At 58.6% G+C, this 14589-nt stretch carries 11 protein-coding genes; 4 read left to right on the forward strand and 7 right to left on the reverse strand.

Annotated features, from left to right (window positions below):
* Position 1: 1 nt before the first annotated feature.
* From tssE to QWJ10_RS09355, 5 genes are all read right to left on the reverse strand, one after another.
* Positions 2-409, reverse strand: a complete 408-nt coding sequence (gene tssE, locus QWJ10_RS09335; RefSeq protein WP_197873416.1) for a type VI secretion system baseplate subunit TssE — start codon at positions 407-409, stop codon at positions 2-4.
* A gap of 11 nt (positions 410-420) precedes the next feature.
* Positions 421-1896, reverse strand: coding sequence for a type VI secretion system contractile sheath large subunit (gene tssC, locus QWJ10_RS09340; RefSeq protein ID WP_010796272.1), 1476 nt, complete (start codon positions 1894-1896; stop codon positions 421-423).
* 23 nt (positions 1897-1919) lie between these two features.
* Positions 1920-2426 (reverse strand): type VI secretion system contractile sheath small subunit, encoded by a 507-nt coding sequence (gene tssB, locus QWJ10_RS09345; protein WP_122041262.1) that lies wholly within the window; start codon positions 2424-2426, stop codon positions 1920-1922.
* Positions 2427-2461: 35 nt separating this feature from the next.
* A complete protein-coding gene (gene tssA / locus QWJ10_RS09350) occupies positions 2462-4024 on the reverse strand; it encodes a type VI secretion system protein TssA (RefSeq protein ID WP_289925710.1) in 1563 nt (520 codons plus the stop codon).
* A gap of 355 nt (positions 4025-4379) precedes the next feature.
* Positions 4380-4778 (reverse strand): acyl-CoA thioesterase, encoded by a 399-nt coding sequence (locus QWJ10_RS09355; RefSeq protein ID WP_037030601.1) that lies wholly within the window; start codon positions 4776-4778, stop codon positions 4380-4382.
* Between the two features lie 540 nt (positions 4779-5318).
* Between QWJ10_RS09355 and QWJ10_RS09360 the strand changes: the two genes are divergently transcribed.
* Positions 5319-6629, forward strand: a complete 1311-nt coding sequence (locus QWJ10_RS09360) for an MFS transporter (RefSeq protein ID WP_289925711.1) — start codon at positions 5319-5321, stop codon at positions 6627-6629.
* A gap of 24 nt (positions 6630-6653) precedes the next feature.
* Here QWJ10_RS09360 and QWJ10_RS09365 read toward each other — a convergent pair whose 3' ends face one another.
* Complete coding sequence (locus QWJ10_RS09365; RefSeq protein ID WP_289925714.1) at positions 6654-7832, reverse strand: M20 aminoacylase family protein; 1179 nt, start codon at positions 7830-7832, stop codon at positions 6654-6656.
* A gap of 31 nt (positions 7833-7863) precedes the next feature.
* Complete coding sequence (locus tag QWJ10_RS09370; RefSeq protein ID WP_289925716.1) at positions 7864-9171, reverse strand: MFS transporter; 1308 nt, start codon at positions 9169-9171, stop codon at positions 7864-7866.
* A 299-nt stretch (positions 9172-9470) separates the two neighbouring features.
* On the opposite strand from QWJ10_RS09370, the gene QWJ10_RS09375 reads away from it, so the two are divergent.
* From QWJ10_RS09375 to pstA, 3 genes are all read left to right on the forward strand, one after another.
* Positions 9471-10442 (forward strand): phosphate ABC transporter substrate-binding protein PstS, encoded by a 972-nt coding sequence (locus tag QWJ10_RS09375; protein ID WP_074820842.1) that lies wholly within the window; start codon positions 9471-9473, stop codon positions 10440-10442.
* A gap of 128 nt (positions 10443-10570) precedes the next feature.
* Entirely contained in the window at positions 10571-12826 is a 2256-nt protein-coding gene (locus QWJ10_RS09380) for an ABC transporter permease subunit (RefSeq protein WP_289925719.1), read from the forward strand.
* Positions 12827-12886: 60 nt separating this feature from the next.
* The gene (gene pstA / locus QWJ10_RS09385; RefSeq protein ID WP_289925721.1) at positions 12887-14557 is read left to right on the forward strand and encodes a phosphate ABC transporter permease PstA; all 1671 of its coding nucleotides are present in this window, start codon (positions 12887-12889) and stop codon (positions 14555-14557) included.
* Positions 14558-14589: the final 32 nt, after the last annotated feature.

Here is a 14589-nt window from a genome sequence, read left to right on the forward strand (position 1 = left end):
CTTAGCTGACCTTCACTTGTCCGCTGCCATCCAGGCGTGCGGTAAAACTGACCTGCTTCTTGATCCCGTCCACGTCCAGCCAGCCTTCGAGAATAAAGCTCAGGGTCAGCGGATCATGACTGCGGGGCAGGGATAACACTCGAACGCTGGATAAACGGGGCTCGTAGGCGTCGATAAAACGTTCGATAGCGACACGTGCCTGATTCAGCGAATCATGCAGGGACAGGCGCATGTCGTTCAGATCGGGCAACCCATAGTCGGGCTGCGTTTGCACGCTGCCCGCACGGGTGCTGAGCATTTTAGCCAGATGAGAGGCGACCGATGCCGTAACGGCTTGCTCCCGAGTCAGGCGGGTACGTTGATCCGCTTCCCCGGAAAGACGCTCGAACAGACTGCCGTAGCTCATCACCTGGCTCCTGCTCACTCTTTGTCCAGCTTGCCAACCAGGGACAGCGTGAAATCCGCGCCCATGTACTTGAAGTGCGGACGCACGCTCAGGCCGACACGGTACCAGCCCGGCTCGCCATCCACCTCGGTGACCTTGATGCTGGCAGCGCGCAGAGGACGGCGACCGCGAACTTCAGCACTGGGGTTTTCCTGGTCAGCCACGTACTGACGGATCCACTTGTTCAGCTCAAGCTCAAGGTCGGTACGTTCCTTGGTGCTGCCCAGCTGCTCGCGCTGCAAGACCTTCAGGTAGTGCGCCAGACGGCTGACGATGAACAGGTAGGGCAGTTGGGTGCCCAGCTTGTAGTTCATCTCGGCGTTCTTGCCTTCTTCGCTGTTACCAAAGAACTTCGGCTTCTGTACGGAGTTGGCAGAGAAGAATGCCGCGTTATCGCTACCCTTGCGCATGGTCAGCGCGATGAAGCCTTCCTCAGCCAGCTCGTACTCGCGGCGATCGGAAACCAGCACTTCGGTCGGAATCTTGGTCTCGATTTCACCCATGCTTTCAAAGTGATGCAGGGGTAGATCTTCTACCGCGCCACCGCTCTGGGGGCCGATGATGTTCGGACACCAGCGGAATTTGGCGAAGCTGCTGGTCAAGCGAGTCGCGAAGGCATACGCGGTGTTGCCCCACAGGTAATGCTCGTGGCTGCTGGAGACGTTTTCCTTGTAGACAAAGCTCTTGACCGGGTTTTCTTCCGGGTCATAGGGCGTACGCAGCAGGAAGCGGGGCAGGGTCAGGCCTACATAACGGGAGTCTTCCTGCTCGCGGAAGCTCTGCCACTTGGTGAATTGCGGGCCCTCGAAGTGATCTTTCATGTCTTTCAGGTCGGGCAGACCTGTAAACGCCTCTAGACCAAAGAACTTCGGACCGGCTGCCGCAACGAAGGGCGCATGCGCCATGGCCGCAACGCTGGCCACATGCTGCATGGTCTTCACGTCCGGAGAGCTCGGGTCGAAGAAATAGTTGGCAATGATCGCGCCAACCGGCTCGCCACCGAACTGGCCGTATTCGGCTGTATAGATGTGCTTGTACAGGCCGGACTGAACGATTTCCGGCGAGTCCTCGAAGTCTTCCAGCAGGTCCTGCTTGGATACGTTCAGGATCTCGACCTTGTTGTTCTCACGGAAATCGGTGCGGTCGACCAGCATCTGCAGACCACGCCAGGAGGACTCCAGCGATTGGAACTCGGCGTGGTGAAGGATTTCGTCCATCTGGCGGCTGAGCTTGGCATCGATCTCGGCGATCATGCGGTCTACCAAGGCCTTCTTGACCGGCTCTTTTTCGTTCTGCGGCTTGAGCAGCTCTTCGATGAAGGCAGATACGCCACGCTTGGCGATGCCATAGGCTTCGTCATCTGGCGTGAGCTTGGTCTCGGCGATGATGCGGTCAAGAATGCCGGCTTCGCCTGTCACTTGAGTCGCTTCGAGAGCGGTATTGGTACTCATCTGAACTCTTCCTTGTCCTTGGTTCAAGCGTCCTGGTCGGCTTTGGCGGCCAAACCGAGTTCGCCCAGTACGCGTTCGCGGGAGTCATCGTCCGCCAGTACGCTTTCGATGGCCTTGCGGAAAGCAGGGGCGTTACCCAGCGGGCCTTTCAGCGCGACGAGGGCATCACGCAGTTCCATCAGTTTCTTCAGCTCCGGCACCTGATCCACGATGTTGGCAGGGTTGAAGTCCTTCATCGTATTGATGTTCAGGCTGACGCCCAGCTCTTCACCTTGCGCATCATCCTGCAGGCGGTTCGGTACGCTCAGGTTCAGCGTCAGTTCCTGTTTGCCCAGGACTTCATCGAAGTTGTTCTTGTCGATGCTGATCGGCTTGCGATCCTCGACCTTGCGATCGTCTGCGCGCTGGGTAAAGTCGCCCAGAACCATTAGCTTCAGAGGCAGTTCCTGTTCTTCCTGAACATTGCCAGTGGCGGGTTTGAAGGTGACGTTGATGCGTTCCTTTGGGGCTACCGAGCCTTCTTTGGCCATGGCATTTCTCCTTTCTGTGTGAGGGCCGTGCGGCCTCAATCAAGTACCACTTCGAGATCGATGTGGCACAACCTGCGGTAAAGCTCGTCCTTGTAGTCTCGTACTCCAGGGTTCTGAGGCAGCAGTTCGCAGCACTGGTAAAGCAGCTGCAAAACATCCAGGGCGAGTTCGGGTTCCCACTCGGCCAGACCGCTGCGTTGCAGCGTCTCATCGAGCGTTTGTAACTGGGTCTTGGCCAGATCGTATTTCTTGGCCTGGAAGCAGAGGCGTGCCATGGTGAGCTGCCAGAAAAAGCGTTCACGGCCACCTTGGGCGGTAGTCATACCTTGCTTGAGCGTTTGAACCGCGTGCTTGAGTCCATCCTTTCGCAGGGTAGGCAGCAGGGCAGCCAGTGCTTCGTCCCAGGCGGGACGATTGTTGCCGCTATTCGAAGCCGCCTCGCGTGGCGCGCTGGGAGCCTGGGTATGTGGGATGACATGGGCGCTGATCCAGGCGCGTGTTTCGGCATCGGCAAAGGGCTGACCGTCATGGAAGCGCAGCTCCACGATGCCAGGTACGCGGGCCAGAAAGAGGGCGAAGGGCATTTCGACTTCTTTCAGGGAGGCTTCAGCGCCTAATGCCTGTAGGCATTCCCAGGCCAGGCGTTGCCCATCGAACCAGAAGGGTGCACGTGCCAGGCTGGCCTCCAGATCCACCAGCAATTCAGCATGCTGACCTTGCTCGAAGCGCTCCTTATAGGAGGCGATCTTGTCGGTGGGAAGTCCACGAAGCGCCGTGATCTGTTCGGCGTTGTGCTCGGGTACGCTGTCGATGCCCAGCCACAGCAGGGCACGATTCAGACGTAGCGGACGAATGTCCGTCGCCTTTTGCCGGGTCCACCAGGTGCACAGGTGACGAGCGCTGTCCTGCTGGGCGCGAAGGGCCTTATGGGCATCCCTGTCGTTTTCGATCGGCCCGGTTGGCACGTTGGATGAAGACGAAGCCAGCGTGGGTGCAACCGAAGGGGCGTTGGATGCTGTCGTTGGGGTCGCCGTCTGACCGGCACGCTTTACCTGATCGTCTACCCGCCGGCACAGCGGCAGTAACAAGGGAGCCTCTTCGCCTAGATGTGTGGACAGGCAGGCATCCAGTGCCTTCAGGTGCTCTATCAGTTGCTGGAACAGCGGGAGCTGTTCGGAGGTTGGCGCGCAGTCCGACAGTACAGGCTCCAGACGCGTCAGCAGCCAGCCCAGGGCCGCACCGCGCGTACGTACCTTGCGTGGATGTAGCGCATCCCAATGCTGGGTGCACAGGGCATGAAACAAGGCGATACCTGCCTGCAAGCCAGTGAAGCGCTCGCGCTGATACAAGGCCCAGACCAGCCAGGCGGCTACACGCAGGTCTTTGGATTGGGTACGCAGCAGTGCTTCGCTGCCGTCACAAATCATCTGCCAATCGATCTGGCCGCTTTGATGAAGGGAGGAGGCTTTGGCTAGCTCGGCTTCGAGCTGTTCATACTCGCTGGAATATCGCGCGTCCTCGCCGCCGAAGTTGCCCGCTTCGATGGGCTGTTCGGCCAGGGCCAGATAATGCGTAGCGAGTGAACTGGAGAACGTCATTCCGTGACCTTGCTGAAGCATCCATTGCTCTAGGGGGAGCGATAGTGAGCGGCCATCCAGGCCAATCGTCCCCACGAAATTCTGTGCAATTCATTGCACAGCTCGATGTGCAGCAAATTGCGCACATGAGTAATGGTGCGCATCCTAAAGAGCGAAGCCCTCTAGAACAAGGCGGCAAATGTGACCGTTTGAACATTTAGAAGAATTGATGACCCAGCGGTATTTGTTACCGAGACGAACGGTTACCTGTGGCAACCGTTGCGTCTAGAGTGGGCAATTTGCTACCAAGCGTGACGTGCTTTGCATAGGGCGCTTAACAAAAAGCACCCTTGGCTGCCCGCTTTTTTCGCAGAATCTAGCGGCGAGGAACGGAGCGGGTACGGCCGCTGCCGTCGATGGCGACAAAAACGAAGGCGGCTTCGGTCACCTTGCTCCATTCGTTGGAGAGAGGATCATCGCTCCAAACTTCAACCATCATGCGAATCGAACTACGACCGACTTCCAGCGCCTGGGTATAGAAAGAAAGCTGCGCACCCACCGGAACCGGGACGAGAAATGCCATGCGGTCGATAGCAACCGTGGCGACACGACCCTGAGCGATTCGACTGGCCATGGACGTGCCGGCCAGGTCCATCTGGGCGACGAGCCAGCCGCCGTAGATATCGCCAAACCCGTTCGTTTCGCGTGGGAGTGCGGTGATCTGCATGGCCAGATCGCCTTGAGGTATTGGATCTTCTTGTTCGAGTTCTTCAATCATGCGCGGGGCGCCCCTGGAGCCCTTTTCAATTTTGATGGCTGGGAGACCTTTTAAAGCAAGAATATGGCCAACCTGACCGGGCGTGTCGAATGTCGTCTGATCCTGGGCAGTATATAGACTGTGCCAGTCAGGTACGACAGGGTGTTGACAGTTTAAATAAATTCGCCGAACGGCTTGGGCGTCGGTATTTGAATTTGATATCGTGCAGGTTTGCACATGACAGACCCGACCGGGCCGTGTCATGGCTACACAGGTGATGGTTTGCGTTCAACCGGTTCGGGCCAGGTTCGCAATGTTGTCCACAAGATGACGGAGCGAACGTATCACGGCCCAGTGCTCACACGGCTTTTCATTTCCCTGGTTCTCGCTCTTGTATTAATGTCTCGTCTCCGCCTCGTGCGGATTTACGGCCTCCCTGCTTAACTAGGGGGAGACGTTCACCGGTGTAGCTCGAACCTGTGTGCGGGAAAACCCTGCTTGTCCAGGTTCCACGGTCTAGCGCGAACGTGTGCATATAATTCTAACGAGACTTGAGCCATGAGACCGCAATCCCATTCCGCCTTGCCCGAATCACGCCCGTTAGGGCGCAGTGACTATAAGACCCTTTCCCTGTCCGCCTTGGGTGGCGCGCTCGAATTTTACGACTTCGTGATCTTCGTGTTTTTCGCCGCCGTAGTAAGCAAGTTGTTCTTTCCTGCCGAGATGCCCGAGTGGCTGCGCCAGATCCAGACCTTCGGCATCTTTGCCGCGGGCTATCTGGCACGTCCGCTGGGGGGCGTGATCATGGCCCACTTTGGCGATCTCTTAGGACGCAAGAAGATGTTTACGCTCAGCATCTTCATGATGGCACTGCCCACGCTGGGTATGGGCCTGATGCCAACATACGCCCAGATCGGCATTGCTGCACCGCTGCTACTGTTGCTGTTGCGCATCATCCAGGGGGCTGCTATTGGCGGTGAGGTGCCGGGTGCGTGGGTATTCGTGGCCGAACATGTCCCGAATCGTCATGTGGGCTATGCCTGCGGTACGCTGACGGCCGGGTTAACCTTTGGCATCCTGCTCGGCTCGCTCATGGCGACGCTGATCAATACCGTGTTTACGCCCGTTGAGGTGCACGACTATGCGTGGCGTTTTCCTTTCCTGATCGGCGGCGTATTCGGATTATTCTCGGTGTATTTACGCCGTTGGCTGCATGAGACCCCGGTCTTCGCCGAGCTTCAGCTACGCAAGTCGCTGGCCAGTGAAGTGCCGCTCAAGGCGGTCCTGCGTGATCACCGGGGAGCCGTTGTCGTATCCATGCTGCTGACCTGGATGCTGACCGCCGGTATCGTGGTCGTTATTCTCATGACGCCCACGCTGTTGCAGACTCAATATGGCTTCTCTGCCGCGGTAGCGCTCAGAGCCAATAGCCTGGCAATCGTGTTCCTGACCGTGGGTTGCATCATATCGGGCTCGCTGTCCGACCGCTTTGGCAGCGGACGGATCTTTTTGATCGGCGGTGCGCTCCTGGGAATCATATCCTGGACGATGTACGCCAGCCTAAAGACGCATCCGGAATGGCTGTTCCCGCTGTATGCGCTGGCAGGCTTGTCAGTTGGGGTGATCGGGAGCGTACCGCGTGTCATGGTACTGGCGTTCCCGGCCGAGGTACGTTTCTCGGGCCTGTCGTTCTCCTATAACCTGGCATATGCCATCTTTGGCGGCCTGACGCCGATGATCGTGACGCTGATGCTCAAGCAGCACCCGTTGGGGCCGGCCTATTACGTGGTCGGCCTAGCCATTCTGGGCATGCTGGTGGGCACCTGGCTGCTTAGCCAAGAGCGCCGTGTCGTACCGGTTGCGGCCTGATCCTTCACGTACTCGAACGCTGCCTCAGACGAGGTAGCGTTCGGCAAGCTTGGCCCAGTAGCGTGCTCCAATGGGCAGTAGGGCGTCATTGAAGTCGTAGGCGGGGTTGTGCAGGCTGGCGCTGTTGCCATTGCCAATGAACAGATAACACCCCGGACACCGCTCAAGCATATAGGCGAAATCCTCGCTGGCGCTGATAGGCGCAAAATTCGGCACGATGGACTGGCTGCCAAAACACTCTTCTGCGACTGACCGTGCAAACGCAGTTTCCTGGGTATGGTTGACCAGTACCGGATAGCCGCGACGGTAATCCAGCTGGGCAGTCGCGCCAAAGCTTTCCGCCTGGGCTTGGGTAACCGCGCGGATACGCTGCTCCAGCTGATCGCGCACGCTGTTGCTGAAGGCGCGAATCGTCAGCTTCATGTCTACCGCATCGGGAATGACGTTATTGGCATGGCCGCCATGAATACTGCCAATGCTGATGACTGCTGTTTCCAGCGGATCGATATTGCGCGACACGATGCTTTGCAACGCCATGATCGTCGAGGCACTGGCGACCACAGGGTCGACGGCCTTGTGCGGTACGGCGCCATGACCACCCTGGCCGACAATACGCAGGTCGGCAGTATCGGCGGAGGCCATGGCCGGTCCTTCTACAAAGCAGAAGTGGCCGGCCGGTACGCCCGGCATGTTATGGAAGCCAAACACGGCATCGCAGGGAAAGAGGTCGAATAAGCCGTCTTCGATCATCCGCAATGCGCCGCCAAGTCCTTCCTCGGCCGGTTGAAAAATCAGATGAAGGGTGCCGTCAAAGGCGCGTGTCTCAGCCAGATAGCGGGCCGCTGTCAGCAGGGTTGTGGTGTGACCGTCATGCCCGCAGGCGTGCATCCGGCCGGCATTGGCACTGGCATAGGGCAGACCGGTGGCTTCTACAATGGGCAAGGCGTCCATGTCTGCGCGGATGCCAAGTCGCTTGCTGCCCGAGCCGACCCTGAGCGTGCCAACCACGCCGGTGCCGCCCAGCCCTCGGTGGACTTCGTATCCCCAGGCCTTTAGCGAGGCGGCCACCAGATCACTGGTGCGATGCTCTTCGTAGCCCAACTCAGGATGCTGGTGGATATCCCGCCGGAGGTTGACCATGTCGGGTAGAAAGTCTTCGATTCTCAAGGTCGTGTCATCACGATGAAGCGTTTCAATAGGCATGGCGGATTCCTTATATGGGAGCACTGCAAGATCAGTCGAGGTGACGCTCCTGGAAGGCCAGCAGGCCGATCAGTCCGATGCATAGCATGCTGATCAGGTACCAGGCAGGTGCCAGTGGAGCTTGTGTGACTTGCAGCAGCCAGGTCACGATGAACTGTGCCGTGCCACCGAACAGGGTGACGCCGATGGCATAGGTCATGGCAAGACCGGTCGCCCGGACCGGGCGGGGCAGGGACTCGCTGATAAGCAGTAGACCGGCCGTCATGTTCATGCCAAGAGCGGCAACGACGATCAGGCGGCACAGCAGAGCCAGCCCCTGTGTATCGGGTGAGTCCAGCCAGGCAAAGGCAGGGTAGATAGCCAGAATGGCAACCACCAGGGCAACAGCGGCCAGACGTTTGTGGTGGCCGAAGCGGTCGGCCGCAAGCCCTGCGAACAGGGCGGATATCATCAGGACAGCACTGCTGGCGGTACCCATCCAGTAGGCCGTTGTGGCTGAAAGGTGCGAGACCCGGGTGGTGTACGTCGGCATGTAGAACAGGATGATGTAGGTCATCAGCGTGGCCGACATGATGATCAAAAGACCCAGCAGGAACCCTCGGGTATGGCTACGCAGAAAAGCCATGACCGGGGCGGCTTCTGGCTTGTCAGCGCTTTGTGGCTGGTAGGTTTCATCAACGTGGGCTCGGATGTAGAGGCCAACCGGAATAATCAGTAGACCGATCAGAAAGGGTACGCGCCAACCCCAGCTATGCAGCGCCTCTCCGCTGAGCGAGCCGTGCAGGATCGCAGCCAGCATGGCGCCCAATAGGGAGCTGCCGCCCTGGCTGATGACCTGCCAACTGACATAAAAGCCGCGCCGACCCCGGCTGGCTGATTCCAATAGTAACGCGGTGGCTGCCCCAATCTCGCCACCGGCTGAGAAGCCTTGTAACAGTCGTCCAACCAGCAGGAGCAGGGGGGCGAAGATCCCGATCTGGGCATGGGTAGGAGTCAAGGCGATAAACAGGCTGCCCAATCCCATGAGCAGAATGGTCAGCAGCATGGCCGCCTTGCGTCCGGCACGGTCGGCATAGGCACCCAGGACCATGCTACCCAGGGGGCGCATCACAAAGCCAACGCCAAAGACAGCAACGGCCATGAGCAGCGAGCCGTAGGGTGTATCCGAGGGAAAGTACAACTGGCCGATGAGACTGGCGAAAAAACTGAAGACGGTAAAATCGAACATCTCCAGCCCGTTACCCAGGCTGGCAGCAGCGATCAGTTTGGCGCGGGGGAGTGGGGCGGCGACTGCCGATGGCGTAACGGAGGCGGCGTGCGAAGGAAGCGCATGAGCCATGGGGTATCTCCTTGGACGGCCAGAGGTCGATAGCTAGGCAAGCAAGGTTCGCGCCGGAGGGTGTCAACACGCTGAAAGTGGCCTGATCGGCTAGAAACTGAGGGAAGAATCTGTGCTGTACAGGCGCCTGAGCACAGCAGGCAGGCGCTACGATGGTGCACTGTGCACCTAATAGGATGGGCGCGGCGGCCCATGGGCTTGGATGGCGTCACAATATGTTCATATTTTGGTCATATAGTGGCTCAATGCCCACTTATCGCTAATGGGCGCCACCCAATCATTCTTGCAAGGAATGTGGTATGAGATTCAAAAGGCTGATGGCCGCCATGACGTTTGCCGCTGTGGGACTCAGCGCAACGACTGCTGTAGCGGCCATCGACCCGGCGCTTCCGGATTACCAGAAGGCCAGTGGGGTATCGGGCAACCTGTCCAGTGTCGGTTCGGATACTCTCGCGAACCTCATGACTCTGTGGGCCGAGACCTACAAGCGCAATTATCCCAGTGTAAACATTCAAGTGCAGGCGGCCGGTTCCTCGACGGCCCCCCCAGCCCTGACCGAGGGTACTTCCAACCTGGGACCAATGAGTCGCAGGATGAAGGATTCTGAGGTTCAGGCGTTCGAGCAGAAATATGGCTACCGACCGACTGCGGTCCCGGTGGCAGTGGATGCGCTGGCGCTGTTTGTCCACAAAGACAACCCCATCAAGGGGCTGACTATCGAACAGGTGGATGCCATCTTTTCATCCACACTGCTCTGCGGTGGCAAACAGGACATCAGAACCTGGGGTGACCTGGGCATGACGGGCGAGTGGGCCAACCGGCCTATTCAGTTGTTTGGCCGAAATTCGGTATCCGGCACGTACGGATATTTCAAGGAAGAAGCGCTGTGCAAGGGTGACTTCAAGCCAAACGTGAATGAGCAGCCGGGCTCCGCTTCGGTCGTGCAATCCATTAGCCAGTCGCTTAACGGCGTCGGTTATTCCGGTATCGGGTACAAGACATCCAGCGTACGAACCGTACCGTTGGCTAAAAGAGGATCGGATAAGTATGTGGAAGACACTGAGCAGAATGCCCTGAACGGTAGTTATCCACTGTCCCGCTTCCTTTATATCTATGTGAACAAGGCACCCAACAAGCCCCTAAGTCCAATGGAGAGCGAGTTCCTGAAGATGGTGCTGTCCAAGACAGGGCAAGAGGCAGTCGTGAAGGACGGTTATATTCCGATTCCGGCCAAGGTTGCCGAAAAAGCCAGGAAAGATCTGGGCTTCTGAGCCCGGCTTCTTTTACAGTTGCCCGCCCGTGTTCTGCACGGGTGGGCATTGGCATGTCTTATTACTGTCATCTGATTGTCATATCTCGTCTTTAGGCTCTGCGCGACGAAGGACCAGGCTTCCTATTCATGAACCAAACCCGATCCCCTGCACGCATCGATTTCGATACGCCTGCGATGCGTCGCAAGCGCCGCTGGCGAGCCAGCATGGATCGTTTCACGCGGTGGTACGTGCTGGTCGGTGGGTTGGCCGTGCTGGCGGCGATCACTCTGATCTTCTTCTACCTGGCCTATGTGGTCCTGCCGCTCTTCAAAGGGACTACGCTGACAGCCGAGGCCGTACAGACACCTGCCTGGCTACAACAGGCCGGAGCGCCACTTGTGCTTAGCGTGGAGGAACAGAACGAAGTCGGCATGCAGATCACCCCGGCGGGCGATCTGGTCTTTTTCAGGGTCAAGGATGGTACGGAGCTGAGTCGGCAGGCTTTGCCGATTCCCTCGGGTACTCAGGTGGTTTCGGTTGCCCAGGACTTGGTCAAGCCGGTGCTGGCACTAGGGCTCTCCAATGGGCGGGCACTGCTGGTCCGGCACATCTATAAGTCGACTTATCCTGAAAACAAGCGGGTCATCGTGCCTCAGGTCGATTATCCCTACGGGCCGGCACCGGTCGTGGTCGATCCTGAGGGGCGCGCCCTGGAGCATCTGAGCCTGACGGCAGGCGAAGGCGAGTTGACCCTGGCTGCGTCCAATGCATCCGAACTATTGGTGTTCAAGCTGACCCGTACGGAAGACATGCTGACGGGCGAAACCACCCTTGAGCAGCAGCGAATCGACTTGCCTCGCCTCTCACAAACGGTGCAGGCGTTGCATCTGGACCCTCGGGGTCAATGGCTGTATGTGATTAATGGGCGCTCGGCAGCAGATGTTTTTGATCTGCGCGACCGCACCCTTAATGGCCATTACAGACTGATCGATGATGCGCATAACCAGGTTACCGTGACGGCGCAGTTGCTTGGTGGAATTTCGCTGCTTGTAGGCGATGCCAAGGGAGGTATCAGCCAGTGGTTCATGGCACGTGGCAAGGATGGCGAACCCCAGCTTCAGCATATTCGCACTTTCCATCTCAGGAACGCGCCGATCACGCAGATCGTGGCCGAGCAGCGACGCAAGGGATTCATCGCACTGGATGAAAAGGGCAACCTGGGCGTTTTCCACAGCACCGCCGGGCGTACGGTGCTGGCCGAGAAGATCGCTGACGGCAACGGCCGGCTGGCGCTCTCGCCGCGGGCCAACCATGTCCTGCTTGAGCGTGACAGCCAGCTCATGAATTTCGCGCTGGACAATCCACACCCGGAAATTTCCTGGTCAGCCCTGTGGGGCAAGGTCTGGTACGAAAACTACGAAAAGCCGTCCTATGTCTGGCAATCCACCTCGGCAAGCAATGACTTCGAGCCCAAGCTGAGCTTGGCACCACTAACCTTTGGTACGCTCAAGGCCGCGTTCTATGCCATGCTGCTGGCGGCCCCGCTGGCTATTGCTGCCGCGGTCTACACCGCGTATTTCATGGCGCCGCGCATGCGCCGCAAGGTCAAGCCGGTCATCGAGCTGATGGAAGCGCTGCCTACCGTAATTCTGGGCTTTTTCGCCGGCCTGTTCCTGGCTCCTTATGTAGAGGGTCATCTGCCAGGAATTTTCAGCCTGATCCTGCTGGTACCGATCGGCATTGTCCTGGCAGGGCTTGTGTGGTCGCGTCTGCCTGAATCCATTCGCTTCCGGCTGCCCGACGGCTGGGAAAGCCTGCTGCTTATTCCTGTGGTGCTGCTTACAGGCTGGTTTGCGCTGAGCATGAGCCCTCATCTGGAAACCTGGTGGTTCAATGGCGATATGCGTTTGTGGCTACATGAGCACCACATTACCTATGACCAGCGCAACGCCTTGATCGTAGGCCTGGCGATGGGGTTTGCCATCATCCCGAATATCTTTTCCATTGCCGAAGACGCCATTTTCAGCGTGCCGCGCAGCTTGACTTACGGTTCGCTGGCGCTGGGCGCAACGCCGTGGCAGACCCTGACCCGGGTCGTGATCCTGACGGCCAGCCCAGGCATTTTCTCAGCCTTGATGATCGGTCTGGGGCGTGCCGTAGGCGAGACCATGATCGTACTGATGGCTACCGGCAACACCCCCATCATGGATGCCAATATCTTCGAAGGTATGCGGACCCTGGCGGCCAACGTGGCGGTGGAAATGCCGGAGTCGGAAGTTGGCGGCACGCATTACCGCGTGCTGTTCCTGGCGGCACTGGTGCTGCTTTCCTTCACCTTTGTGATGAACACGCTGGCGGAAATGATCCGTCATCGACTGCGTAAGAAATATGCCTCGTTGTAAGCGCTGCCCTGGCGGCTGTAGCACCCTGGAAGGGGCTGGAACTGATAAGAGAAGAACTCCGTGAAGCAGGACTCCCTGAAGCAGTGGTTCAAAAGCGGTGCGCCGGGCATCTGGTTGAGCGGGGGCGCCGTGGCCATTGCTGTGATCATGACCATTGGTTTGATCGCCATCATCGCCGTGCGCGGTCTGGCCCATTTCTGGCCTTCTGATGTGATTGAGGCGCGTTATGCCGTACCCGGCGAGACGCCCCGTATGATCATGGGTGAGGTTGTCCAGACCGAAGAGGTACCTCGGGAGCGACTCAAGAGTGCTGGACTGCTTGTCGAGGCGGAAGGATCAACCCTCATGACCCGGGAACTCGTCAAACTGGGCAATCGGGAGCTGTACGGCAGTGATTTCGTCTGGGTCGTAGGAGATTGGCTTCAGGAACAGAAATCCCCTAAGGATGCTATTGCGCTGGAGCGCCGCGAATGGGGCAACTTCTATGGCTATCTGGTCAACGTCAAGGAGGCGGGCAAGGTCGTTGCGGAAGGGGATGCGGCTCTGCCGGCGATGCGTGAACGTCTCAAGCGCATCGATTCGCTGGCCAGCCGGATCAGCCGTATCGAGAAGGTCGAGATTGGTGGTGTCAACCACGATATCGAGCGTCTCCGGCTACAGATGCGTAGCCTTGAGCTGGACGACCGGCTTGACGCGGCTGCCCAGGCGGACCTGGCTGCCGAGCGCAGCGAGCTGGATGCCCGCTACCATGACCTCGAGACACAGCTGAACGCATTGCGCCAGGAATTCGAACGCGACAGCCTCACGGTGCGGGATGCCTCCGGGCAGGAAACTGAGATTCGCCTGGGTAACGTCGTCCACGCCTACCAGCCCAACGCCATGAGCAGCTTTCAGAAGCTGGGCTTCTATTTCGCCAAATTATGGGAGTTTCTATCTTCCGATCCGCGTGAGGCCAATACCGAAGGCGGTGTGTTCCCGGCTATTTTCGGAACGGTGATGATGACCCTGATCATGGCTGTGATCGTGACGCCCTTTGGTGTGATTGCCGCTGTGTATCTACGTGAATACGCCAACCAGGGACTGATGACGCGCCTGATCCGTATCGCCGTCAACAACCTCGCCGGTGTTCCGGCCATCGTCTATGGCGTATTTGGGTTGGGTTTTTTCGTCTACGTGCTGGGCGGTTCGATTGATCAACTGTTCTTTCGCGCGTCGCTGCCGGCTCCGACCTTTGGGACACCCGGCCTGCTGTGGGCCTCCCTGACCCTGGCTATTCTGGCTGTACCGGTGGTGATCGTAGCGACCGAAGAAGGACTGGCCCGAATTCCAAGAAGCGTACGCGAGGGGTCGTTGGCGCTGGGTGCGACTCAGGCTGAAACCCTGTGGCGCGTCGTGCTGCCGATGGCTAGCCCGGCCATGATGACCGGGCTGATCCTGGCGATTGCGCGCGCGGCGGGCGAAGTGGCGCCGCTGATGCTGGTGGGCGTGGTAAAGCTTGCGCCGACACTGCCCGTGAATCTGAATTACCCCTATCTGCACCTGGATCAAAAGATCATGCACCTGGGCTTTCATATCTTCGATGTCGGCTTTCAGAGCCCGAACGTCGAAGCTGCCCGGCCGCTGGTTTATGCCACGGCGTTGCTGTTGGTCCTAGTGATTGCTGCGCTCAATCTCTCGGCGGTGGCGATCCGTAATCGCCTGCGGGAGAAGTATCGGGCGATGGACAACTAAACGAATCCGGGCGCTCGGCATACCGTGGCGCC

Source organism: Pseudomonas sp. WAC2 (genome assembly GCF_030403525.1).
GTDB lineage: Bacteria > Pseudomonadota > Gammaproteobacteria > Pseudomonadales > Pseudomonadaceae > Chryseomonas > Chryseomonas luteola.

Bases quoted from the DNA above. Each gene is read 5' to 3' on its own strand.
- QWJ10_RS09365 (WP_289925714.1), bottom strand. From the start codon at position 7,832: ATGCCTATTGAAACGCTTCATCGTGATGACACGACCTTGAGAATCGAA.
- tssB (WP_122041262.1), bottom strand. From the start codon at position 2,426: ATGGCCAAAGAAGGCTCGGTAGCCCCAAAGGAACGCATCAACGTCACC.
- QWJ10_RS09360 (WP_289925711.1), top strand. From the start codon at position 5,319: ATGAGACCGCAATCCCATTCCGCCTTGCCCGAATCACGCCCGTTAGGG.
- tssA (WP_289925710.1), bottom strand. From the start codon at position 4,024: ATGACGTTCTCCAGTTCACTCGCTACGCATTATCTGGCCCTGGCCGAA.
- QWJ10_RS09380 (WP_289925719.1), top strand. From the start codon at position 10,571: ATGAACCAAACCCGATCCCCTGCACGCATCGATTTCGATACGCCTGCG.
- QWJ10_RS09375 (WP_074820842.1), top strand. From the start codon at position 9,471: ATGAGATTCAAAAGGCTGATGGCCGCCATGACGTTTGCCGCTGTGGGA.
- QWJ10_RS09370 (WP_289925716.1), bottom strand. From the start codon at position 9,171: ATGGCTCATGCGCTTCCTTCGCACGCCGCCTCCGTTACGCCATCGGCA.
- tssC (WP_010796272.1), bottom strand. From the start codon at position 1,896: ATGAGTACCAATACCGCTCTCGAAGCGACTCAAGTGACAGGCGAAGCC.